Here is a 23076-nt window from a genome sequence, read left to right as displayed (position 1 = left end):
CCAAGGATACGCCCGGCGGAGGCAGGGGCAAGCCCCTGCCTTCCAAGAGTTTCGCTTACGCGACGTCCGAAAGATCGACCTGCGGGGTCACGCCGATTGCGCGGCAAACATCGCGGGTAAGCTCGGCACGGTTGAGCGTGTAGAAATGCAGCGCGTCGACACCTTCGTCGATCAGATCGCTGCACAATTCGGTGCAGAGGGCTTGGGCCAGCAAATCATGGCGGTCATCACGGATCGCCGCCTCATAGGCTTGATCGACCCACTCGGGGATCGGCGTGCCGCATTTTACAGCGAACTTGCGCGCTGAGGTCCAGTTGACCACCGGCAAGATGCCCGGCGTGATTGGCTTGTCGATGCCCGCTTTGACGCAGGCATCGCGGAAGCGCAGAAAGGTGTCGGCCTCAAAGAAGAACTGCGTTAGTGCTTCGTCGGCCCCGGCGTCGAATTTACGTTTCAGCCAGTCGATATTGGCCTGTTGGTCCGCCGCTTCGGGGTGCGGGTCGGGGTATGCGCCGACGCGGATGGTGAATTTTCCGGTTTTGGCCAGTGCTTCGATCAATTCGCAGCTGTCGGCGAAGCCTTCAGGATGGGGCGCGAATTTATCGGTGCCCGCTTGCGGATCGCCGCGCAGGGCGACGATGTCTTTGATGCCCGCTTCGGCGAATTTCTCGGCAACGTCCATGGTTTCCGCACGGCTAGCGCCAACGCAGGTCAAGTGCCCGGCGACCGGCAGGCCAGAGGTGCGATGCAAAACATGCGCCGAATCATGGGTAAGATCGCGTGTCGTGCCGCCCGCGCCATAGGTGACCGAGAAGAAACGCGGGGCCAGCGGGGCCAGCGCCTGAGCTGCATCCCACAGTTTAAACGCCGCGCCGACGGTGCGGGGCGGAAAGACTTCGAAGGAGACGGCAGGCGTGGTCATCAGGAGATCCTTTTGGCGGTTTCACGTCTTGTCTCATATTCATCGCTGTGAGACAAACTCATAACATTCATCTTGAACATGAGTAATGCCTCACATGCACATTGAGTTCCGTCACCTACGCACGATCAAGGCCATTCACGAGGCGGGCGGGCTGGCCCGCGCGGCGGAGCAGATGAATATCACGCAGTCGGCGTTAAGTCATCAGGTGAAGGGGCTGGAGGATCAGGCCGGGGTCGAGTTGTTTGTGCGACGCTCGAAACCGCTAAAACTGTCTCCGGCGGGACAGCGGTTATTGAAGCTTGCTCAGCAAGTTTTGCCGCAAGTCGAGGCGTTGCAGGACGAATTCTCGGGCCTGCGGGCGGGCAGCACCGGGCGGATGCATATCGCCATTGAGTGTCACGCCTGTTTCGAGTGGCTTTTCCCGGTGTTAGAGCAGTTTCGGCGGCATTGGCCGGATGTGGATGTGGATATCCGCCCCGGCCTGGCTTTCGACGCGCTGCCCGCGTTGTTGCGCGAAGAAGTTGACTTGGTGGTGTCGTCCGATCCCGAAGAGCTACCGGGCGTGGAGTTTGTTGAACTCTTTGATTACAATCCGGTTTTTGTAGCATCGCAGAGCCATCCTCTGGCTGCAAAGCCCTTTGTCGAGGCGGCGGATTTTCGCGGTGAGACGCTGATTACCTATCCGGTAGAGCGTTCGCGGTTGGATGTGTTCAGCCAGTTGTTGATTCCGGCCAAGGTCGAGCCTGCGGCGATCCGGCAGGTGGAACTGACGGCGGTGATTTTGCTTTTGGTGGCGTCGAACCGGGGCGTGTCGGTGCTGCCTGATTGGGTGGTGCGTGAGGTCAAGTATTCGTCGGATTACGTGACCCGGCCGCTGACGGAGAAGGGGATTACGCGCAGGCTTTATGCGGCGGTGCGCAAGGATGATTTGGGCAAGCCGTTTATGGAGGAATTGCTGAAGCTGGCCGGGCAGGAGGCGCGGAAGTTGCAACGGGCCTGAGCGGAGTGCTGTCGGACAGCGACTGCCCGACGGGCTTGGGATTGGGTGAGGCTTGATACCGGACTGGGTTTGGCGATGCGCCGTCCCACAGGGCGGGACGACGCATCTCCAGCATTAGGCCACCTTAACAATCGCCTTGCCGGTATTGCCGCCATTCAGCATGTCGATAAACGCCTGCGGGGCATTCTCCAGCCCTTCGGTGATGTCTTCCTTCACCTTCACGCGCCCATCCGCCACCATTGGGGCCACTTCCCGGTGGAACTCCGGCATCCGGTTCCAATGGTTTGAGATGATGAAGCCGCGGACGGTAAGGAAATTCACCAAAATTGTCCGCCACAGCCGCGGCGCGGTGAGGCCGGCCCCTTCGGCATCAGCCCCAAGCCCGCCCGCATTATACCACGCGATCATACCGCAAAGCGGGATGCGGCCATGTGGGTTCATCAGCGGCAGCACCGCATCTAAGACCTTGCCACCGACATTCTCGTAATAGATGTCGATCCCATCGGGGGCGGCCTCTTTCAGCGCGGCGCGCAGGGATTTGGCGTCGTCATAGGCGCGGTGGTCGAGACAAACGTCAAAACCGAAGTCGCGCGTGGCAATCTCGCATTTCTCAGCCCCGCCCGCGATGCCCACGGTGCGCAGCCCCTTGGCCTTGGCCAGCTGCCCCACGATGGACCCGACCGGCCCCGTGGCTGCTGCGACGACCAGCGTCTCACCCTCTTTCGGCTGGCCGATTTCGTTGAGACCGTACCATCCCGTCAGCCCGGGCATCCCCAGCACGCCAAGCGAGGCGGTGATCGGCACGCCCTCGGCATCGACTTTCTGGCACTGCTTGGCCGGGGCAACGCCATGGGTCGCCCAGCCAAAAGCGCCGAAAGCAAAATCGCCGACCTGAAAGCTCGGATCATTGGACGCGATCACCTTGCCAACGCTGCCGCCCTCCATCAGGCCACCGATGGGCACAGGCTCCGCATAGGATTTCGCGTCGTCCATCCGGCCCCGCATATAGGGGTCGAGCGACATGTAATGTACTTCGACCAAGATTTCGCCGTTACCGGGCTGGGGCACATCCGCACTCTCGAGGCGGAAATTCTCAGGTGTCGGCGCGCCGTCGGGGCGGCTGGCGAGGACGATTTTTTGCATCTGGTCGGACATGGGGTTTCCTTCGTGCTGATTGCTACGTGTCCAAGGTGTCACCTTGTGGTTCGAAAACAACCCGCACGCTGCGTAAGAATGCCCCGGCGGCTTAGGTTTCTGCCCCCTTGGCAATTGCGCTCTTGCGCCCTATACGTCCCGCCTTATCCATCAAAGGGCGCGAACAATGATCGGCAGTGCGAATCTCAACATCATGATCAAAGCAGCACGCAAAGCGGGGCGTGCATTGGTCAAGGATTTCCGCGAGGTCGAGAACCTTCAGGTCTCGGTTAAAGGTGCGGGCGATTTCGTGACCAAGGCCGACATTGGCGCTGAGAAGATCATCAAAGACGACCTGATGGGCGCACGCCCCACTTACGGCTGGCTGGCCGAAGAGGGCGGCGAGGAAGAGGGCCAAGACCCAACGCGCCGTTGGATCGTTGACCCGCTGGATGGCACCACGAACTTTTTGCATGGCCTGCCGCATTGGGCCGTCTCTATCGCGCTGGAGCATAAGGGCGAGATCGTCGCCGGTGTGGTCTTTGACCCGGCCAAGGATGAGATGTTCTTTGCCGAAAAAGGCACCGGTGCTTGGATGAACGAGAGCCGCATGCGGGTCTCGGGCCGCCACCGCATGATTGAATCGATCTTTGCCACGGGCCTGCCTTTCGGGGGCCGTGCCGATCTGCCCGAAACGCTTAAGGATCTGGGCCGCTTGCTGCCCGTCTGCGCCGGTGTGCGCCGCTGGGGCGCTGCTTCGCTCGATCTCGCTTACGTGGCCTCGGGCCGCTATGATGGCTTTTGGGAGCGTCGTTTGAAGCCGTGGGATGTGGCCGCAGGCATGTTGATCGTTAAAGAGGCCGGTGGCCTTGTTGAGGCGATCCGCCCAGAGCGGAACATCCTTCAGCATGGCGAGATCATCTGCTCGAACGAGCCGATCTATTCGACCTTTGCTAAGACGATCCGCGGCTGATTATTCGATCGGGATCGTCTGGCGCAGTTCGCCGGTCAATTGGTCGAAGATTAGAATCGTGTCAGCATCCGTTACCACCGCATACCAGCCGCGCCCTTGTGTAAACGCTTGGGCGCTGCTGCCATCGGGCAGGGTGATCGCGCGCGGCATTGTCGGCCCTTGATCGCTCAGGCGGGTGACAAGCACGAAGATCAGCACTAGAACCCCGCCAATCATCACGACGGTCAAGACCGTCACCATCCGCCGCAGAAACCGCAGGTTTGCCGGTTCATCAGGGTTGTCCGTGTCCATGTCTCACCGCCGCATCGATTTCATTCTGGGCGATAGCCCGCCCGCCCGTCTTGATAAGGCGCTGGCGCGCGATGTGCCAGAGGCTGCGAACCTGTCGCGCACTCGATTGGGCCGATTGATCGAAGAGGGGGCCGTGACCGTGGACGGTGCGGTTGTGCATGATCCGCGTGCTAAGGTGGCAGAGGGCCAGGTGGTGCAGATCAAGGTCGAGGAGGCCGCCGAGAGCCACATCTTGCCTGAAGATATCCCCTTGTCTGTGGTGTTTGAAGACGACGACCTGATCGTGATCGACAAACCTGCAGGCATGGTGGTGCATCCCGCGCCGGGCTCGCCGTCAGGCACGCTGGTTAACGCATTATTAGCTCATTGCGGCGATGATCTTTCAGGCGTGGGCGGCATGAAACGGCCCGGTATTGTGCACCGGATCGATAAAGATACGACTGGCCTGCTGGTCGTCGCCAAATCCGACGCGGCGCATCATGGGCTGGCCGCGCAGTTTGAGAAACATACTGTCGAGCGATACTACCAGACGCTCGTCTACGGTGTGCCAGATGCCAACGACCCGCGTCTGCGCGGTGTCAAAGGCGCGTCGTTTGAGGCCGGGAATATCCTGCGCATGACCACACAACTGGCGCGGCACAAGACCGACCGTCAGCGCCAAGCGGTGCTGTTCCAAGGCGGGCGTCACGCCGTGACCCGCGCCCGGACGATTGAGCGTTTCGGCACGCCGCCCGTGCTGGCGCTGCTGGAATGCTGGCTTGAGACAGGCCGCACCCATCAGATCCGCGTGCATATGTCCCATGCAGGTCACGGGTTAGTGGGCGATGCGACCTATGGCGGGCGGCGCAAATTGGCGAAGACGGCCTTGCCTGAGGCCACCGCCGACGCCATTCGGGCCTTCCCTCGTCAGGCGCTCCACGCGGCTGTTCTGGGGTTTGAGCATCCTGTCACCGGCGAAAACCTGCGGTTCGAAGCGCCTTTGCCGTCGGATATGGCGGCACTGCTGAACCTGCTGCGCGATGGGCCTGTCGCGCCATCGGCATGACCCCGCCACCCTAAGGAACCGCTGCGGCCGTGGGTACGTTCTGTACACAGAAGCTGTGCAATACTGAACAAAAGCGTGAACGCTTCTGTCTTGAAAGCACGGCGGGGGCCGACCATATTGTATGTTAAGAGAAATAACATAGGCCCCAACCTAAATGGGGAAAGGGACAAGACATGGCAAATTATGCAAATCTGCCCGCACCGACACCGGAAGGCGGGCTGAATCGCTATATGCAAGAGATCCGCAAGTTCCCCCTACTGGAACCTGAGGAAGAGTACATGCTCGCCAAGCGGTGGGTAGAGGAGCAGGATACAGAAGCGGCCCACCGGATGGTCACCTCGCACCTGCGTCTCGCAGCGAAAATCGCGATGGGATACCGGGGCTACGGCCTGCCACAGGCTGAGGTCATCTCGGAAGCGAACGTGGGTTTGATGCAGGCTGTGAAGCGCTTCGACCCAGAAAAAGGCTTCCGCCTTGCTACCTACGCGATGTGGTGGATTCGCGCCTCGATCCAAGAATATATTCTACGGTCGTGGTCACTGGTAAAGCTCGGCACGACCTCCGGTCAGAAAAAGCTGTTCTTCAACCTGCGTAAAGCCAAGAACAAGATCGGCGCGCTGGAAGAAGGTGACTTGCGGCCTGAGAATGTGACGGAAATTGCCACTCAACTGGGCGTGACGGAAGCCGAAGTTGTGTCGATGAATCGCCGGATGTCTGGTGGGGATGCATCGCTTAACGCGACTGTCGGCTCCGAAGGCGAGGGGACGATGCAGTGGCAGGATTGGTTGGAGGATGAAGATGCCGACCAAGCTGGCGACTATGCAGAGCGCGATGAGTTGGAAACCCGCCGCGAGATGCTGGCCGATGCTTTGGATGTGCTAAACGATCGTGAAAAAGACATTCTGACACAGCGGCGCCTGTCGGACGAAACGGTCACGCTTGAGGACCTGTCTACACAGTATGATGTGAGCCGGGAACGCATCCGCCAGATCGAAGTGCGCGCTTTTGAGAAATTGCAAAAGCGCATGCGCGACTTGGCCAAAGACAAAGGGATGATGGCTACGACTTAAGCCATCTACCTGTCTGATGATGAAAGCCCCGTTTTAGCAAGCGGGGCTTTTGCGTTGCAGCTTAGCTCGGTTGACACAGCCTGCCTTCGATCGTAGCAATCTGCGCGAAACCTTCGGCCAACGTGCCGTGCTTCATCGCCCGCGCGGCGGATTGAAGCAACTCACGAAGGTGATCAATTTGCGGACCGGACGCGGCAGCATGATCGCGCACCGTCCATCTGATTAAGCGCCAGTAGGCCGCTCGAAATGCGTCGCTCAGGATTGGGTTTTCGATCATTTCTGCCAAAGCCGTTAACAGCCCTGCGCGCGTTTCAAAGAAGTCTTCGGCGCGGTCTAGCTGGCTGATGTCCATTATCCCTAAAATTCCTACTACCGACATGAACTGAGATGGCGGCGCGGCGTGGGCGGATGCACATTTGGCCACAGCCTCGATAATCGCGACCGCAGCGCAAATATCGTCGGCGCGTTTGCTTCCGTCCAAGGGGGTGATGACCGAGCCGACACCTGACTTCACAGCGATCATACGTTCATAGGCGAGCCGCTGAAGCGCCTGCCGGACAGGTGTGCGAGAAACCCCAAAACGCTGCGCCAAAGCCACCTCATGCAGCATACCATCTTCGATATCTCGGTTGAGACAGATATCAGCGCGAAGCGTTTCGGCAATCATGTCGCTGGATTTAACCTGCTGTAGCATTGTTCCCATCCTTCGTCCTAATCGCAGCTTGCCTCGTTAACATGTATACAGGTACTGATGCGTACACTCAATTTATTTGGATGATGTTATGCTTGTTGATGCACCTGCTTTCGATCCCGAGTTCACATCGATCCGCGCTGTCATCCCGACCCCACGTGGCGGGTATCTGGCTATGACGGGCTTTCCGGGGCTGCTGACCCATGTGGACGGTACGCCCTACCTTGACCCGCAACAGATGACGGAAACCCTGAAAGGACTACGCGCTGTCGGTGCCCGGCAGTTTTTGGTTCTCACCGAAGAAGAAGAGCTTCCCAATGGTGCATTTTCACTAATCTCTGATATTTCTCAGCAGGTTGGCCTAGAGATACATTTCGCGGCGATCGAAGATTTCAATGTTCCGGGGGAGGCGTTCCTGCGTAGGTGGCCCGAACATCGTGCTCGGTTTGAGCAAGCGCTGGACGCGGGAGAGGCCGTCGCTCTGTCATGTCAGTATGGGGCGGGCCGCAGTGGGCTTATTGCGGCATGGCTGCTGATGGGGGCAGGGCTGCCTGCAGCCACCGCTGTGGCATTGGTGCGTGAACATTTTCACGAGGCAATTGAAAATCAACTGCAGGAAAACTGGCTTCTAGACAGAGATAAAGTCTCGTAAAGCGCGCAATCGGTTAAAATCCGTGAAAAAAATATCTCGAATTATACGAATGCCCCATTGTCTGCAATTTCTTGCCACATTCCTGCCTTAATTGGCCGCGACAACATGTATACAGCTTGGGTAGACCGCGACGCCTTCTAGGAACAGCAACCACCCTGAAGAAGGGAAGTCACACCGGACGACGAGAAAAAACGGACGACGAGAGAAGAGGATCACACATGTTTATCAGCCCTATCGCCCAAAAATCATCTGCAAAAATCGCCACCCTCACCGCAGGGGACATTATCCGGCGCCGACGCACCTATGATCCCGTTCTCGTCTCAAGCCCGCTCGATGCGCATACTTTGGCCTATAAGGTAATCGAAGCACGCTTCCTGAGTGTCCGTTACGACCGTGACTTCGGCAAGGTCGAGGCGATGGTTGAAGTAACCTATTCGTCCCATCCTTCAGCGCCACCGCGCACCGTTTGCTTGCTCACCAGCGTGCCTTCGCGCGGCATCGGCCAACGTCAAGAATTTCGCGAACGGCTCGTGCAGAGAGCTGTCAGCATATCCGTCATGTTTGACCGGCTGAATAAGGGAGATACCACCCTGCGCGCTGCGTAATTTACGGCCCAATTCCCAACAACTGCACCCCCTTTTGGGGGTGTTTTTTATAGCAGATCATTTCAATCGGGCCCGCAGCACGCGCAGCATGTTTCCCCCCATGACCTTGCGGATTTGAGTTTCGGTCAAGCCGGCGTCCATCAGTGTCTGTGTCAGCGCGGGCATCTCTGAGGTGTCAAACGCAGTGGCAACCGACCCGTCGAAGTCAGAGCCAAGCGAGACATGATCGATCCCGACCACCTCAACCGCTTTGACAATCATCTTGGCGATCCCGGCTGGCCGAATATCGCCACAAGCGACCTCATCCCAATAGCCCATGCCAATCACACCGCCCGTGGCGGCGATCTCTTGCATCAACGCATCGGGAAAGTTGCGTTTGACATCGCAATGCGCGCGGACGCCAGTGTGGCTCACAACGAGGGGTATGTCCGTCATTTCAAGCACATCTTGGGCGACTTGCGGGCTGGAATGGGCAAGATCAAGGACCAAGCCGCGTTTGGCCACCTCGGCCACCACGGCGCGGCCAAAGTCGCTTAGTCCGTGATTGCCTTGCCCGTGAAGCGATCCGCCAAGCTCATTGTCAAAAAAGTGATGCAGCCCGATGACACGGTGCCCGGCGGCTTCAATCAGGTCGAGGTTTGCAAGCTTCCCCTCCAGCGGGTGGGCGCCTTCGATGCCCAGTATGCCGCCGACAACTGCACTGCCAGCTTCGCGGTCCGTCAGCAAAGCGTCGAGATCGGCGCGGGTGCGAATGATCCGGAATGTGTCGGGCAGGGCCGCTTCGACCTTATGCAAACGCTCCGCCTGATAAAGCGCGCGCTCGAGCAGGCTGTTCCACGTACGGAACGGCCAAAGCTGCCCGACCGCCAATGCGGTGATGTTGTCGAAGGCGTCGGCCGAGTTGTTGTCGTAATTCTGCCCGGCGGGAGATTTTGTAACAGCGGTGAAGACTTGCAGCGCCACGCCGCCCTCGATCAGCCGGGGCACATCGACCTGACCATAATCCCCCCGCTGGCTGAGATCGCGGTTCCACAACAAGGGGTCGGCGTGCCAATCGCCGACGATCAGCTGGTCATGCAGGGCGCGGGCGGCATCAGACACGGGGTAGGGATCATGCACAGCCACCGCATTGCGGGACTTTTCGACAAAGGCTGGGGCAAAGGCAAAAAAGCCGATGACCGCCAGCAAAACGACCGCCAGCAGCCCGGCGAGGATGATCTTGATAATGCGCATGTCCCGTCCCATCTGATAAATTGAGCGAAGCGTAGTCTCCCGCCCAACGCGAATAAAGCGTGACGTGAGGGGCGCGGGAACCATATCAATCAAGATCAAGCAGTAATTCCCTAACTGGAGGGCGTAACATGGCAGGTGGATGGGCGCGCGACGGCGCTGTAAGCGAGCAAATTGAAGCGTCAATCTCGGACGAACTGGCACGGATGAAGGCCCGCCGTGCGCAGGTGGGCGAAAGTCTGACCCATTGTGCCGAATGCGAAGAGCCGATCCCCGAAGCGCGGCGCATCGCATTGCCGGGGGTAAAGCTGTGTATTGACTGCGTGCGGGAACGTGACGACCAAAAGCAGATGCGCGGCGGGATCAATCGGCGTGGATCGAAAGACAGCCAACTAAAATAGGCGCAGCTGCTTTGGCCGCTGGAGTGCGGTGAGGGCCAGCCTGTGACCCTCACCAATTTGTGGGCGTGGCGTTATTCCATCGCCTCAAGCTCATCGATCATATCCGAGATCATTGAAAGACCTTTGTCCCAGAATGCAGGGTCAGAGGCATCAAGGCCGAAGGGCGCCAAAAGCTCTCTGTGATGCTTTGATCCGCCCGCTTTCAACATGTCGAAGTACTTGTCTTCAAAGCCTTCTTCGCCTGCGGCATAGACCGCATAAAGCGCGTTCACCAGGCCGTCGCCAAAGGCATAGGCATAGACATAGAAGGGGGAGTGCACGAAGTGTGGGATATAGGCCCAGAAGGTCTCATAGCCGTCCATATACTCAAACGCAGGTCCAAGGCTTTCTGCCTGCACCGACATCCACAATGCGTTGATATCATCTGGTGTCAGCTCGCCCCCGCGCCGTGCTTCGTGCAGTTTGCATTCGAAGTCATAAAAGGCGATCTGGCGCACGACTGTGTTGATCATGTCTTCGACTTTGCCCGCCAGCAGCACTTTGCGTTCGGCTTGGGTTTTGGCCTTGTCGAGCATCTTGCGGAAGGTGAGCATCTCGCCGAAGACAGATGCCGTTTCAGCCAAGGTCAGCGGGGTCGATGACAGCATTTCGCCCTGGTCGGCGGCCAGCACCTGATGCACGCCGTGGCCCAGCTCATGGGCCAGTGTCATCACGTCGCGCGGTTTGCCCAAGTAGTTCAGCATCACATAGGGGTGCACGTTGGTGACCGTCGGGTGTGCAAAAGCGCCGGGCGCTTTGCCGGGTTTCACGCCGGCATCGATCCAGCCGTCAGTGAAGAACGGTTTCGCCAGTTCACCCATGCGCGGGTCAAAGGCGGTATAGGCCTCCATCACGGTTTCTTCGGCTTGTGCCCAGTTCACCACTTTGGGGTCTTCCATCGGCAGCGGCGCGTTGCGGTCCCACACCTGCATCACGTCGAGGCCCAGCCACTTGCGCTTTAACTCATAGTAGCGGTGGCTAAGCTTTGGATAAGCATTCACCACTGCATTGCGCAGCGCTTCGACAACCTCCGGCTCCACATGGTTGCTCAGGTGCCGCCCGGTCTGCGGTGTCTCCATCCCGCGCCAGCGGTCCATGACCTCTTTCTCTTTGACCTGCGTGTTGTGAACGCGGGCAAAGGTGCGGATGTTTGCGCCCAGCACCTCGGCCAGTTCACGAGCACCAGCCTCGCGTTTGGCGCGGTCGGGGTCGGTCAGCAGGTTCAACGTGCCTTCGATGGTCAACGTCTCACCATCGACCTCAAACTCGAGCCCGGCAATGGTTTCGTCGAACATCCGCTCCCATGCGTCACCAACCACGCCCAGATCGTGCAGGAATTTCTCCATCTCGTCGGACAGTTGATAAGGTTTCATTGCGCGGATGCGGTCAAAGACCGGCTTGTAGCGTGCCAAATCGGGGTCTTGGTTCAGCAGATCAGCCAGATGATCGTCGGGCAGCTTGTTTAATTCCAGCGTGAAGAAGACCAGCGGCGTCGTATAATCAGTGATCTTTTCTTGCATGTCAGACATGAACTTGGCCCTGCCAGAGTCCGTCGTCTGCTGGTAATACCGCAGGCCAGCGTAGGACATGATGCGCCCCGCGACCTGATTGATTTTCTCATTGCGCAGCACACAGTCGAGCAGTCCCTTGGCATCCAATTCGGCCAGTTTGCCTTCATAATCAGCGGCAAAGCTCGCGCAGGCTTCCTCCAGCCAGTCCAGATCGCGTTTAAGCTCCGCGGCGTCCTCACTGGTGTAAAGGTCGCTCAAATCCCATTCCGGCAGATTACCGAGGTCTTTGCCCCCGGCGCTGGCGTTGGCATCGTAAAGCGGGAAGGGAAGCTGAAACATCGGTGTACCTCTTTTGCGTTTCGTCACATCTATGCCTCCGGGCGGGCCGGGACAACCTACCCGTAAATCCGCAGCATCTCTTTCAGATCATCGAGGGTGTTCGCCTCTTGCAGCGGCTTGTCTTTACGCCAGCGCAACATGCGCGGAAAGCGCAGGGCAACGCCGGACTTGTGACGTGGACTGGGCTGAATACCTTCGAAGGCGATTTCAAACACATGATGCGGCGTGACCTGCCGCACGGGGCCAAAGCGTTGTAGCGTGTTCTTGCGCACCCATGCGGTGATGGAGCGGAACTCGGCATCCGTCAGGCCAGAATACGCCTTGGTGAACGGCACCAGATCATTGCCATTCCAGACCGCGAACGTGAAATCAGTAAACAGGTTCGCACGGCGGCCTGAGCCGGATTGCGCATAGATCATCACCGCATCAATGGTCAGCGGGTCAAGCTTCCATTTCCACCAATCGCCCTTCTTGCGGCCCGAGAGATACGGGCTGTCGGCGCGTTTGAGCATTAGCCCTTCGGCCTGCGCCTCGCGCGCTGTGTCGCGCAGATCGGCAAGGGCAGACCAATCGCTAAACTGGTGCTGCGGGGACAGGCGGATCGGTGCGTCTTCGGGCAGATCGGCGCTGGCCTGTTCCAAAAGCGCCCGGCGTTCGGCAAAGGGGCGCGCGCGGATGTCTTCGCCCTGCCATTCCAGCAGATCATAGGCGTGTAAGATGACCGGCGCTTCTTTCAGCAGTTTTTTCGGCACGGTCTTGCGGCCAATGCGAGATTGTAAGGCGTTGAAGGACGAAGGAAACTCGGCCCCCGGCTGCCAAACCAGCAGCTCGCCGTCCAGCACCGTGCCGGGCGGCATATGATCGGCGGCGCGGGCCAGTTCGGGAAAGCGGTCGGTCATCAGTTCTTCGCCGCGCGACCATACAAAGTAATCGCCGTCGCGCAGGATCAATTGGCCCCGGATGCCATCCCATTTCCACTCGGCGCGCCAATCGGTCGGATCGCCAAGCGCCTCTGGTCCGTCCTCCAAAGCATAGGCGAGGTAAAAGGGGTAGGGGCGCGAGGCGTCGGCGCTGGCATCCTCAGCCTCGATCAGGCTGTGCCACGTTACGTCATCGGGGTGCCAGTTGCCCATCAAGCGATGCGCCATCTCTGGCTCTGGCTTGCCCGTGGCGCGTGACAATGCGCGGGTCATCAGCTTCTGGCTGATGCCAATGCGAAAGCTGCCGGTGATGAGTTTGTTGAACAGGAACCGCTCAGTGCCGCCAAGCTGTTGCCACGCCGAAAGAACGAAGGCTTTGCGCGCGGCGTCGTCCTCATCCTTCAATTCGCGCAGGGCGTTGATCCATGAGGTCAGCGTGCCGGTGTCGTCGCTGTCCACGGGCGGCAGGACCAGTGCAATGGTCTCAGCCAGATCACCGACAATGGCATAGCTGTCTTCAAATAGCCAAAGCGGCACACCCGAAGCCTCAGACGCCCATTCACGCAGCCGAGTTGTCGTCACCGCCCGTTTCGGACGGCGCCCAGAAAACAGCGCCACAGTCCAGAGCCGGTCATCCTCTGCGGCGGTGGTGAAATATTCGGCCAAGGCTGCGACCTTGACGGTGGTTTTGGTGGTCTGGTCCACGGCGTTAAAGAGGGCGGCGAAATCCTTCATTCGCTATCGCCTCCGTCGCTGTCAAACTGGGTCGGCACCACTTGGGCATTCCAGCCTTGGTCGTTAAGGTATCGCGCGAAGATATCCGTGTAACCATGTGTCACATATATGTTTTCTGCCTCTGTCTCGCGGATCGCCCAGAGCAGCCCGGGCCAGTCGGCATGGTCAGAGATCACAAACCCCCGGTCGCCTGCGCGCCGCCTGCGGACCCCGCGCAGGGCCATCCATCCGGATGCAAATGCGCTTTCCTGCGCCCCAAACCGCCGCGCCCATTGACTCCCGAGCGCCGACGGCGGGGCCAGTACCAGCGCACCGGGGTGCTCTTTGGGCGCAAGCTCGGGCGTGACGAGGGTGGTGTCGGGCAAAGTAATGCCTTGCCTTCGCAGCACGGCGTTGGTGTTTTCGACCGCTGTATGCGTCAAAATGGGCCCGACATCCGGGTCCAGCATTGACAGCAGGCGCTGCGCCTTGCCTAACGAATAGGCACCTAAAAACGCTGTCTTTCCTGCCGCCGCACAGGCAGCCCACCAAGTGTTGAGGTCAGCCGCCACATCCGCCTGCGCTGCCCAGCGAAAGACCGGCAGGCCAAAGGTACTTTCGGTAATAAAATGATGGCATTTGACCGGCTCAAAGGGTTCGGACATGCCGTCGTTGATGACCTTGTAGTCGCCCGATGCCACCCACACCTCGCCGGCCACCTCTACCCTGATCTGCGCACTGCCCGGCACATGGCCTGCGGGGTGAAAAGATACCGTCGCCCCGCCGATAATCCGCTGCTCGCCGTAAGCGATGCCCTCGGCCGTGATCTCGCCCAAGCGGTGGCGCATGACGGGCAGGGCGGCATGGGTGGCCAAATAGCGGCCCATCCCGTCGCGCGCATGGTCCGCGTGGCCATGGGTAATCAACGCCCGATCAACAGGGCGCCAAGGGTCGATATAGAAATCCCCGGCAGCGCAGTAGATGCCGTTTTCGGTGAAGGTGAGGACGGGTTCGCGTGTCATTCAAAGCAATCTAGGCGGCGCGGGCCGATTGCACAGGAAAATGACGCGGGGCGCAGTGTGTGTTAGCCAGATATATTGCCGAGGTAGAGCTTCTCCAGCCCATCAAAGATGGGTTTGCGCAGCTCTGGGGTCTCTAGCAGCACTTCATGCTCACCGCCCTCAACGATCTCCAATCGGCCACCTTTCCACTGCGCCATCCGCGCGTGGACCCGGTTTGTGGCGACGATGCGTTCATTGCTGCCCAGGTAAGTAACGCATGGGATGTTCGGTGCCGCGCGACCGGCGAGATGCTTTGTTTCGGTCAGCGCCTCTCGCAACCAGACAAAACTAGGTCCGCCGAGGCTGAGCTCAGGGTGCGCGGCCAGTTGATTGCGCATCATCTCGTACATCTGCGGATCGGTGGTCAGTAGATTATCTTCGAAAGGGGCGATTGCCGGGTAGGCTTCGATCCTGGTGCCCGGGGGCAGGCGGTGGCCGTGACCGACTCGCGGCATAAGCTGCGCCAAAGACCACGCCAAAGTGCGCAGTCGCGGCGCGACATAGATGCCCCACATCGGGCCAGTGAAAGCGACGGCCTGCACAGGCAGCCCCTCCATCACAGCGCGCAGGCCGATACAGCCGCCCATGGAATGCGCGAGCAAAAAGTAGGGGCGCGGCATGTTAAGACTGCGTGCCGCGCGCAGCATGGCGGCCACGTCTTTTTGATAGTCACTAAAGGCATCTACATGACCGATGCGCGCATCTGGGAGCATCCGGTCGGACAGGCCTTGGCCGCGCCAGTCAATCGCCATGGTGGCAAGCCCGCGCCGCGCAAGTTCGGCGGCACAAAACCCGTATTTTTCAATGTATTCGGTGCGCCCGGGGAACAGCAATACCGTGCCCCGCGCGCCTGCCAGTGGCCAATGACCCAGCCTGATCCGCTTGCCATCCGATGTCTCTACCCAATGGGCTTGGCCCCCCTCTGGTCCGGGGGCGATATCGGTGAAAAGCGGGGCCGGGTCCAATGGCATCAGCCGAGTACAGCCGCAAGTTTCATCGCCATGCCCATGTCGCCGTCGATCTTGAGCTTGCCGGTCATGAAAGCGGATGTCGGGTTGGTGTCACCCTCAAGGATCGACTGAAAGGTTTCCGCGTCGGCGGTGAGCGTCACGTCGGCTTCTTCATCCGCAGCGCGAGCGCCGTTTTCGTCCATCATCACGGTGCCTTCACCTTCGATGTCGAACTTGGCTGTGCCGTCAAAATCGCTTCCGGCCAGCTTTTCGTTCAGCACTACAACCGCTTCGTTCACAATATCGCTCATCGCTCGCCCTTTTTTGGCATTTGGCCCCGCTACGTCTGGAATTGCGGCGGCAGCCTGTTACATTCAGTTTTGTTATGCGCATCATACCCGTCAACCTCAAACATACCGTTGCGGCAGTTGGTAGCTTTGTGTTGCTTGCGGGCATGGCCGTGGCCGAAATGGCCCCGCCAGAGCTTATGCAAAAGCTGCGCAAGGCACCTGCCGCCGAAGCCCCCAGAATCGCTCATGAGATTGAGGCGTATTGGCAGCGGTCAGGCTCGGCTGCGATGGATTTGCTATTGGCGCGCGGGCGGGAGGCCATGGCGGACGGTGATCCGCGGCAGGCGATAGAGCATTTGACGGCGCTGACCGACCATGCCCCCGATTTTGCCGAAGGGTTTCATACGCGGGCGCAGGCCTATTATGGGGCTGACCTCTACGGTCCCGCGCTGGATGATCTGGAGCGGACGCTGGCGCTGAACCCCGACAATTATAACGCGATCTTCGGCCTTGCCGTAATGCTGCAGGAGTTTGGAGATCTGGGCCGCGCGGCGGAGCTGTACCGCAGGGCGCTCGCCCTCAACCCGCATCACGATGACGCTCGGTCGGCCCTTGAGGGGCTGCGCCGGGACGGCATCGGACGCGAGCTTTAATTCAAGGATAAACAGGTGGCAGGCAACAAGCGCGTCGTGGCCGTTCTCGGCCCGACAAATACCGGCAAGACGACCTATGCAATCGAGCGGATGCTGGCGCATCGGACCGGGGTGATCGGCCTGCCGCTGCGGCTGTTGGCGCGTGAGGTTTATGACCGGATCGTCAAGGCGCGCGGGCCGTCGGTCGTGGCGCTGGTTACGGGCGAAGAGCGGATCGTGCCGCCGCGCACGCAGTACTGGGTCTGCACGGTTGAGGCGATGCCCCAAGAGATGGGCGCGGATTTCGTGGCCATTGATGAGATCCAGCTCTGCGCCGACCCCGAGCGCGGCCATGTGTTCACCGACCGCTTGCTGCGGGCGCGTGGCCTGCATGAGACGCTGTTCATGGGGTCAGACACCATGCGCGGCACCATCGCGGCACTGGTTCCGGGTGTCGATTTCATGCGCCGCGACCGGATGAGCGAATTGGTCTATTCTGGTCAGAAAAAGATAAGCCGGATGAAGCCGCGCAGCGCAATCGTGGGGTTTTCGGTTGAGAATGTATATGCCATCGCCGAGCTGATCCGCCGCCAAAAGGGTGGTGCAGCGGTGGTGATGGGCGCGCTTTCGCCACGTACGCGCAATGCGCAGGTAGAGATGTATCAAAATGGTGAGGTCGACTATTTGGTCGCTACCGACGCGATCGGGATGGGGCTTAACCTTGATGTCGATCACGTGGCCTTTTCGGCGCTCAGCAAATTCGACGGGCGGCGGATGCGTCCCTTAGCTCCGAATGAGCTGGCGCAGATTGCGGGCCGGGCAGGGCGCGGGTTCAAGTCTGGCACGTTTGGCACCACCGGCGATGCGCCTGCGCTTGATGACGGGGTGGCGCGGGCAATCATGGACCATAATTTCACCCCGCAGAACAAGGTGAACTGGCGCAACCACGCGCTGCAATTTGGCAGTATCGACCGACTGATCCAGACGCTGGAAATGCCGCCGGAAGATGAACGACTGGTCCGGGCCCGCGAGTCCGACGATCTAAAGGCTCTGAAAGCGCTTGCGCAGGTCGACGAAGTTTTTGCCCGCGCCACGGATGGCGCTTCGGTGCGGTTGCTCTGGGATGTTTGCCGAATTCCCGACTTTCGCGGCATCAGCCATGCCGAACATGCGGGGCTTTTGGAGACTATTTTTAACGACCTGCATCAGCGCGGATACATCCCTGACGATTGGCTCGCACGACAAATCAAGAGAATTGATCGAACCGATGGGGACATTGATGCGTTATCCAAACGACTCGCGTTTATCCGCACATGGACCTACGTTGCGCAGCGCAAGGGCTGGACGAAGGACGAAAGCCATTGGCGCGACACGACGCGTGTCGTAGAAGACCGCTTGTCGGACGCTCTGCACGAGCGTTTGACTCAAAGATTTGTAGATCGGCGTACATCCGTATTGTTGCGCCGGCTTGGACAGAAGGAAGCCATGGTGGCCGATGTAAACGAGACCGGTGAAGTCACCGTTGAAGGTGAATTTGTAGGCAAGCTGGACGGGTTCCGCTTTCGGGTGGACAAGGGCGCAGGCGCGGCCGAGGACAAGACGGTGAAGACCGCAGCCTTGCAGGCCTTGGCTCCGCAGTTCCATCTGCGCGCCGATCGGTTCTACAACGCGCCCGATACCGAGATTGATTTCACCGAGCAGGGTGGCCTCATGTGGGGCAGTGCCGCGGTGGGCAAGCTTACCGCCGGGTCCGACGCGCTGAAGCCGCAGGTTGAGGTCTTTGTTGATGACATCGCCGGACCCGAAGTGGCTGAGAAGGTCAAACGCCGGTTGCAGCATTTCATCGACCGCAAGATCGCCGCCTTGTTCGAGCCGCTCTTGGCGCTCAGCAAAGACGAGACCATGACCGGGCTGGCCCGTGGCTTTGCTTTCCAACTGGTGGAAAATTTCGGCATCCTGCCGCGCGCACAGGTGGCTGAGGACGTAAAATCGCTGGATCAAGACGCCCGTGGCGCACTGCGCAAGCATGGCATTCGCTTTGGTCAGTTCACGATCTTTATGCCGCTGATGCTCAAGCCCGCGCCGACCCGTCTGCGTCTGGTGCTGTGGTCGCTGAGCAAAGACTTGAGCGAATTCCCCGAATCTCCGCCCCCCGGTCTGGTCACCATTCCGGTCGAGGCCGATGCTCCTGCGGGCGCCGACACGATGTCGGGTTACCGCAACGCGGGCAAACGCGCGATCCGCATCGACATGCTTGAGCGTCTGGCCGACATGCTGCGCGCCGAAGATTCCCGCGGTGGGTTTGAGGCCAAGCCTGATATGCTCTCGATCACGGGCATGACGCTTGAGCAGTTCGCTGATTTGATGGAAGGCCTTGGTTATAAGGCCGAAAAAGTTGAGCGTACAAAGGTGAAGCCTGTCGACGTGGTGATGCCCAAAGACGGCAGCCATAACGCGATGGATGCCTCCGCCGACACCAACGTCCCTGAAAAGCTCGACAGTGACCTCGCGGCTGATGACGCGGCCGATAAGCCGATCATGGACGTGGCGGCGGAAGAACCTGCAGGCGGTATTATCGAGACCCCGTCGGATGAGGTGAACCCAGATGACCGCCCCGGTGATGTGGCACAGATGCCCGATGATGGTATCGCGCCCATGGCCGATGTCGCGGCAGAGGACACTGAGGTAGAGGCCGCCATCCCTGAAGTACCAGCGGAAGAAATCCCGCAAGGCACAGCACCCGACGCCGATGTCGCCGGGCCTGAGATGGAGACCTACTATGTCTTCACATGGGCGCGCAGCCCGCGTGGGAATGCTGGTGGAGGCCGTCGCGGCGGTGACCGCAATCAGGGCCAAGGCAAGCCCCGTGGCAAGCCCGGCAAAGGCAAAGGGCGCAAGCCCGGCGGTGAGCAGGGTGCCAAATCGCAGAACTTCTCGGCCCGTCCGCCGCGCAAGGAAAAGCAGATCGATCCTGACAACCCCTTTGCCGCAGCACTTATGGGGCTGAAGGACGACAAGTAAGTGACGGCGGGCGAGAAACTACGGCTCGACAAATGGCTGTGGCACGCCCGCTTTTTCAAAACCCGCTCGCTCGCTGCCGCTCAGGTGGCGGGCGGCGCGGTTCGCATCAACGGCACCCCCACCCAAAAACGCGCCAGCAATGTCGGCCCCGGTGACGTGCTGACCTTCACGCAGGGCGATCATGTCCGCGTCATTCAGATCGAGGCCATTGGCCAGCGCCGTGGTCCCGCACCCGAGGCGCAGATGCTCTACACCGATCTGTCCCCACCACAGCCGAAACCAAAGGACAGACAGCCCGAAAATCCCGGTTTTGAAGGAAAGGGCCGCCCGACCAAGCGTGACCGTAGGCAGCTTGATCTTTCTAAGGCACGCCACCTTGAATGATCCCGCCCCCCGGTTTAGCTAGTCCCCCACACACCCAGCCAGAGTTTCCCGCATGACCTATATCGTGAACGACGCCTGCATCGCCTGCAAATACACCGACTGCGTCGAAGTATGTCCGGTGGATTGCTTCTACGAAGGTGAAAACATGTTGGTCATTCATCCCGATGAATGCATCGATTGTGGCGTCTGCGAGCCCGAATGCCCTGCCGATGCGATCCGCCCGGATACAGAGCCGGACATGGAAAAATGGGTTGAGTTTAACCGCAAATATTCCGAGCTTTGGCCCGTCATCATCACCAAAAAAGACCCATTGCCGGCCGCAGAAGAGATGGACGGCAAAGAGGGCAAGATGGAGCTTTTCTCAGAAAAGCCGGGCGAAGGCGGCTGATTTTTTGCTGATTCGGCCTTTGTTGCGTTTGAATAACACTTGGATCTTCAGCTAAACTGCTGAATTGTCAGGAAATTCACCAAGTTGACCTTGGGATAGCTTTCGGATGGCGTGATTATGTGCTATGATGTTCTCAAGCTGTAACACACGAGCCTGATAATGTTTCGACCCTGCTGCCAAGGTTGACCTCACATTTCTAGATCAGACGCACCCGAACGCAAGCCGCTCTGGCGGTGCTTCGTATGCGTTTTGACGTGTTGTTCAGGTGTATGAGTTAATTGCGGGGCATCCCCCGCGCGCCAAGGAGCGATCTATATGACCAAATCGAAGAAGCTTGATTTCCGCCCGAATGAGTTCGTTGTCTACCCTGCGCATGGCGTGGGCCAGATCGTCTCGATCGAGGAGCAGGAAGTGGCCGGCATCGCGCTGGAGCTGTTCGTGATTTCCTTTGAAAAAGACAAGATGACCCTGCGGGTGCCCACGCATAAGGCGACCGAAATCGGCATGCGCGCACTGTCGACGCCTGACGTGATCAACCATGCGATGAAGACCCTCAAAGGGAAGGCCAAGGTCAAGCGCGCCATGTGGTCGCGCCGCGCGCAGGAGTATGAGCAAAAGATCAACTCTGGCGACCTGATCGCCATTGCAGAGGTTGTGCGCGACCTGCACCGCACCGACGATCAGCGCGAGCAGAGCTATTCCGAGCGTCAGCTTTATGAAGCCGCGCTTGAGCGTCTGACCCGCGAAGTGGCGGCCGTCTCTGGCGGGGATGAGCTTGCTGCGGCAAAGCAAGTCGGCGATGTGCTGGAAAGCCGCGTTGCGGCCTAAAGACGCACAAGTTTAAGAACATGCCGCGTCCCTTTAGGGGGCGCGGTTTTTTTTTAGGGAATGGCCTGCCAGCCATAGGCCATCATCTGGCAACCGATTAACATGGCAATCTCTGTCACCTGTTGAGTCGCGCCCAGCACATCGCCGGTCTGCCCGCCGATCTTGCGTTTGGCGATCTGCCGCACCACCAGCGCCCCAACCAGCCCTAACAGCACCAAACGCCAAGCGGAATAGACCGGCGCCACCACGATCACCACCACTCCGATCAGCACCGCCACAGCTGTGGCCAATTCACCGGGTCGGCCTGTGCGATCTGACAGCCCGTCGCGGCGCACGGTGGGCAGGCTGTCCATCACCCAGACCATCGCGGCGCGCGAGCCACAGGAGGCGATGACAAGCGCCCAGACAAGCGCACCGTCGGTGATCAATTCGCTGATCAGATACCACCGCAACAGCAGCGACAGAACCAGCGCCACAACGCCGTAAGTGCCGATCACGCTGTCTTTCATAATGCGCAGCCGTTTTTCCGCCGTCCAAGCGCCCCAAAACCCATCGGCACAATCCGCCAGACCGTCTTCATGCATCGCGCCGCTGAGCATGACCGTGGTGATCAGAACGAAAGCAGCGGCGAGCGGCGGGGTTGCGCCCATCCGTGTCAGCGCCAGCCCTACGCCGCCTGCAATAAGTCCCAACACAATGCCGACCAGCGGATAGGCCCAAGCGCTGCGTGCGGGCGGGCGGTGAACTTCGGCTTCAAAATGAAAATGGGGCAGGGGCAGGCGGGTCAGCAAAGCAAAGGCCACAGCGATGTCGCGCGCGCGAAAGGCGTGTCTCAGGGCGGAGATGTCGGGAATGGCCATAAATTCGCCCCTTCGGCACTTTCAGCGCCGACAGGCTAAGGCTAGAAACGGTTAAATATCAATCCGCAAAGGGCCGCATATGACCACGTCTTTCGCCAATCTTACCGAATTTCGCAGCCTTCTGCGGTCCATGCCCGACTGTGACGGCGCCGCGATGGAAGAGGCGCGGGCCCATGACGGCATCCTTACCAAACCCCCCGGAGCACTGGGCCGACTAGAGGATTTGGCGATCTGGTATCGCGGTTGGCGTGGCGGCGCACGGGCCGAGATTTCAGCGCCGCAGATCATCATTTTTGCGGGCAATCACGGCGTTGCAGCGCGGGGCGTATCAGCGTTTCCGGCTGAGGTGACAGCCCAGATGGTGGCGAACTTCCAGCACGGCGGGGCGGCAATTAACCAGATCGCGCGGGTGAATGGGGCCAGCCTTGATGTGGTGCCTCTGTCGCTCGAGGTGCCCACCAAAGACTTCACCGCCGAACCTGCGATGGATGAGGCCGAACTCGTCGATGCCCTGCGCGCCGGTTGGGAGGCGGTTGACGCTGATGCAGACTTGCTGGTGGTGGGCGAAATGGGCATCGCCAATACCACATCTGCGGCGGCTCTCGCCGGTGCGCTTTTGGGCGGAGGGGCTGAGTTTTGGACCGGACGGGGCACCGGTGTGGATGATGCGGGGCTTACACTTAAGACAGAGGTGGTGACCGAAGCAATCACGCTGCACGCAGATAAGGGTGACGGGTTGGAGACACTGCGCCGGTTGGGTGGCCGCGAGTTGGCAGGGATGGCCGGGGCCATGGCCCGCGCACGGCAATTGCGCATTCCGGTGATCCTTGACGGCTTTATCTGCTGTGCTGCGGCGCTGTGCCTTGCGCGCAGCGCGCCCGGCGCGCTTGACCACACCGTGGCGGGGCACCTTAGTTCTGAGAGCGGGCACCGCCGATTGCTGGAAGCGCTGGCCAAAGAGCCGTTGCTTCAGCTGAACCTGCGGCTTGGGGAGGGGTCTGGCGCGGGGCTGGCGATTGGCATTCTAAAGACCGCGCTGGCCTGTCACGCGGGCATGGCGACCTTTGCCGAAGCGGGCGTCAGCGACGCATAGTACGGCCCTAGACGGCCCCAGAGGGCCGCCGC

Annotated in this window: 24 protein-coding genes; 13 read left to right on the top strand and 11 right to left on the bottom strand. The window is 59.8% G+C overall.

The window, feature by feature from the left end:
- Nucleotides 1-55 precede the first annotated feature (55 nt).
- On the bottom strand, nucleotides 56-922 hold the full coding sequence (gene metF, locus DSM14862_RS10705; protein ID WP_007120708.1) for a methylenetetrahydrofolate reductase [NAD(P)H]: 867 nt from the start codon (nucleotides 920-922) through the stop codon (nucleotides 56-58).
- A 94-nt stretch (nucleotides 923-1016) separates the two neighbouring features.
- Here metF and DSM14862_RS10700 point away from each other — a divergent pair, with 94 nt between their 5' ends.
- Nucleotides 1017-1922: a LysR family transcriptional regulator gene (locus tag DSM14862_RS10700; protein WP_007120707.1), complete on the top strand. Its 906-nt coding sequence runs from the start codon at nucleotides 1017-1019 to the stop codon at nucleotides 1920-1922.
- 114 nt (nucleotides 1923-2036) lie between these two features.
- On the opposite strand, the gene DSM14862_RS10695 is transcribed toward DSM14862_RS10700, so the two are convergent.
- Nucleotides 2037-3077: an NADP-dependent oxidoreductase gene (locus tag DSM14862_RS10695; protein ID WP_007120706.1), complete on the bottom strand. Its 1041-nt coding sequence runs from the start codon at nucleotides 3075-3077 to the stop codon at nucleotides 2037-2039.
- A gap of 166 nt (nucleotides 3078-3243) precedes the next feature.
- Here DSM14862_RS10695 and DSM14862_RS10690 point away from each other — a divergent pair, with 166 nt between their 5' ends.
- Nucleotides 3244-4029, top strand: a complete 786-nt coding sequence (locus DSM14862_RS10690) for an inositol monophosphatase family protein (RefSeq protein WP_007120705.1) — start codon at nucleotides 3244-3246, stop codon at nucleotides 4027-4029.
- On the opposite strand, the gene DSM14862_RS10685 is transcribed toward DSM14862_RS10690, so the two are convergent.
- Nucleotides 4030-4320 carry a DUF6476 family protein gene (locus DSM14862_RS10685; protein WP_007120704.1) on the bottom strand — a complete coding sequence of 97 codons (291 nt, stop codon included), beginning with the start codon at nucleotides 4318-4320 and terminating at the stop codon, nucleotides 4030-4032.
- Between DSM14862_RS10685 and DSM14862_RS10680 the strand changes: the two genes are divergently transcribed.
- Nucleotides 4319-5365 (top strand): RluA family pseudouridine synthase, encoded by a 1047-nt coding sequence (locus DSM14862_RS10680; protein WP_007120703.1) that lies wholly within the window; start codon nucleotides 4319-4321, stop codon nucleotides 5363-5365. The two genes, DSM14862_RS10685 and DSM14862_RS10680, sit on opposite strands and share 2 nt — an antisense overlap.
- A gap of 173 nt (nucleotides 5366-5538) precedes the next feature.
- Nucleotides 5539-6435, top strand: a complete 897-nt coding sequence (gene rpoH / locus DSM14862_RS10675; protein ID WP_007120702.1) for an RNA polymerase sigma factor RpoH — start codon at nucleotides 5539-5541, stop codon at nucleotides 6433-6435.
- A 61-nt stretch (nucleotides 6436-6496) separates the two neighbouring features.
- Here rpoH and DSM14862_RS10670 read toward each other — a convergent pair whose 3' ends face one another.
- Complete coding sequence (locus DSM14862_RS10670) at nucleotides 6497-7129, bottom strand: GntR family transcriptional regulator (protein ID WP_007120701.1); 633 nt, start codon at nucleotides 7127-7129, stop codon at nucleotides 6497-6499.
- A gap of 88 nt (nucleotides 7130-7217) precedes the next feature.
- Here DSM14862_RS10670 and DSM14862_RS10665 point away from each other — a divergent pair, with 88 nt between their 5' ends.
- Both DSM14862_RS10665 and DSM14862_RS10660 read left to right on the top strand, forming a co-directional pair.
- Nucleotides 7218-7778: a protein-tyrosine phosphatase family protein gene (locus DSM14862_RS10665; RefSeq protein WP_007120700.1), complete on the top strand. Its 561-nt coding sequence runs from the start codon at nucleotides 7218-7220 to the stop codon at nucleotides 7776-7778.
- 218 nt (nucleotides 7779-7996) lie between these two features.
- Nucleotides 7997-8383: a hypothetical protein gene (locus DSM14862_RS10660; protein WP_007120699.1), complete on the top strand. Its 387-nt coding sequence runs from the start codon at nucleotides 7997-7999 to the stop codon at nucleotides 8381-8383.
- Between the two features lie 57 nt (nucleotides 8384-8440).
- On the opposite strand, the gene DSM14862_RS10655 is transcribed toward DSM14862_RS10660, so the two are convergent.
- Nucleotides 8441-9616: a dipeptidase gene (locus tag DSM14862_RS10655; RefSeq protein WP_007120698.1), complete on the bottom strand. Its 1176-nt coding sequence runs from the start codon at nucleotides 9614-9616 to the stop codon at nucleotides 8441-8443.
- Nucleotides 9617-9744: 128 nt separating this feature from the next.
- Between DSM14862_RS10655 and DSM14862_RS10650 the strand changes: the two genes are divergently transcribed.
- The gene (locus tag DSM14862_RS10650; RefSeq protein WP_007120697.1) at nucleotides 9745-10014 is read left to right on the top strand and encodes a DksA/TraR family C4-type zinc finger protein; all 270 of its coding nucleotides are present in this window, start codon (nucleotides 9745-9747) and stop codon (nucleotides 10012-10014) included.
- A 71-nt stretch (nucleotides 10015-10085) separates the two neighbouring features.
- Here the strand turns inward: DSM14862_RS10650 and DSM14862_RS10645 are convergent, their stop codons facing one another.
- The 5 genes from DSM14862_RS10645 to DSM14862_RS10625 form a co-directional block, all read right to left on the bottom strand.
- A complete protein-coding gene (locus tag DSM14862_RS10645) occupies nucleotides 10086-11903 on the bottom strand; it encodes a M3 family oligoendopeptidase (RefSeq protein WP_007120696.1) in 1818 nt (605 codons plus the stop codon).
- A 56-nt stretch (nucleotides 11904-11959) separates the two neighbouring features.
- Complete coding sequence (locus DSM14862_RS10640; protein ID WP_007120695.1) at nucleotides 11960-13558, bottom strand: ATP-dependent DNA ligase; 1599 nt, start codon at nucleotides 13556-13558, stop codon at nucleotides 11960-11962.
- Nucleotides 13555-14559: a ligase-associated DNA damage response exonuclease gene (locus DSM14862_RS10635; RefSeq protein WP_007120694.1), complete on the bottom strand. Its 1005-nt coding sequence runs from the start codon at nucleotides 14557-14559 to the stop codon at nucleotides 13555-13557. The genes DSM14862_RS10640 and DSM14862_RS10635 overlap by 4 nt, the downstream gene beginning before the upstream one ends.
- Before the next feature lie 62 nt (nucleotides 14560-14621).
- Entirely contained in the window at nucleotides 14622-15569 is a 948-nt protein-coding gene (locus DSM14862_RS10630) for an alpha/beta fold hydrolase (protein ID WP_007120693.1), read from the bottom strand.
- The gene (locus tag DSM14862_RS10625; RefSeq protein ID WP_007120692.1) at nucleotides 15569-15859 is read right to left on the bottom strand and encodes an SCP2 sterol-binding domain-containing protein; all 291 of its coding nucleotides are present in this window, start codon (nucleotides 15857-15859) and stop codon (nucleotides 15569-15571) included. The genes DSM14862_RS10630 and DSM14862_RS10625 overlap by 1 nt, the downstream gene beginning before the upstream one ends.
- A 74-nt stretch (nucleotides 15860-15933) precedes the next feature.
- Here DSM14862_RS10625 and DSM14862_RS10620 point away from each other — a divergent pair, with 74 nt between their 5' ends.
- The 5 genes from DSM14862_RS10620 (at nucleotide 15934) to DSM14862_RS10600 (ending at nucleotide 21091) form a co-directional block, all read left to right on the top strand.
- Nucleotides 15934-16491 (top strand): tetratricopeptide repeat protein, encoded by a 558-nt coding sequence (locus DSM14862_RS10620; protein WP_243254247.1) that lies wholly within the window; start codon nucleotides 15934-15936, stop codon nucleotides 16489-16491.
- A 15-nt stretch (nucleotides 16492-16506) separates the two neighbouring features.
- On the top strand, nucleotides 16507-19491 hold the full coding sequence (locus DSM14862_RS10615) for a helicase-related protein (protein ID WP_243254246.1): 2985 nt from the start codon (nucleotides 16507-16509) through the stop codon (nucleotides 19489-19491).
- Nucleotides 19492-19875 carry an RNA-binding S4 domain-containing protein gene (locus tag DSM14862_RS10610; RefSeq protein ID WP_007120276.1) on the top strand — a complete coding sequence of 128 codons (384 nt, stop codon included), beginning with the start codon at nucleotides 19492-19494 and terminating at the stop codon, nucleotides 19873-19875. It abuts the gene before it with no gap.
- A gap of 52 nt (nucleotides 19876-19927) precedes the next feature.
- Complete coding sequence (gene fdxA, locus DSM14862_RS10605; RefSeq protein ID WP_007120275.1) at nucleotides 19928-20263, top strand: ferredoxin FdxA; 336 nt, start codon at nucleotides 19928-19930, stop codon at nucleotides 20261-20263.
- A gap of 315 nt (nucleotides 20264-20578) precedes the next feature.
- A complete protein-coding gene (locus tag DSM14862_RS10600) occupies nucleotides 20579-21091 on the top strand; it encodes a CarD family transcriptional regulator (protein WP_007120274.1) in 513 nt (170 codons plus the stop codon).
- 53 nt (nucleotides 21092-21144) lie between these two features.
- On the opposite strand, the gene cobS is transcribed toward DSM14862_RS10600, so the two are convergent.
- Nucleotides 21145-21951 carry an adenosylcobinamide-GDP ribazoletransferase gene (gene cobS, locus DSM14862_RS10595; RefSeq protein WP_007120273.1) on the bottom strand — a complete coding sequence of 269 codons (807 nt, stop codon included), beginning with the start codon at nucleotides 21949-21951 and terminating at the stop codon, nucleotides 21145-21147.
- Between the two features lie 79 nt (nucleotides 21952-22030).
- Between cobS and cobT the strand changes: the two genes are divergently transcribed.
- Nucleotides 22031-23044 (top strand): nicotinate-nucleotide--dimethylbenzimidazole phosphoribosyltransferase, encoded by a 1014-nt coding sequence (cobT, locus tag DSM14862_RS10590; protein WP_007120272.1) that lies wholly within the window; start codon nucleotides 22031-22033, stop codon nucleotides 23042-23044.
- Nucleotides 23045-23076 lie beyond the last annotated feature (32 nt).

Source organism: Sulfitobacter indolifex (assembly GCF_022788655.1).
Taxonomy (GTDB): domain Bacteria; phylum Pseudomonadota; class Alphaproteobacteria; order Rhodobacterales; family Rhodobacteraceae; genus Sulfitobacter; species Sulfitobacter indolifex.
The sequence above is the reverse complement of the archived record's forward strand: the minus strand, read 5'-3'. Positions and strand labels throughout refer to the sequence as shown.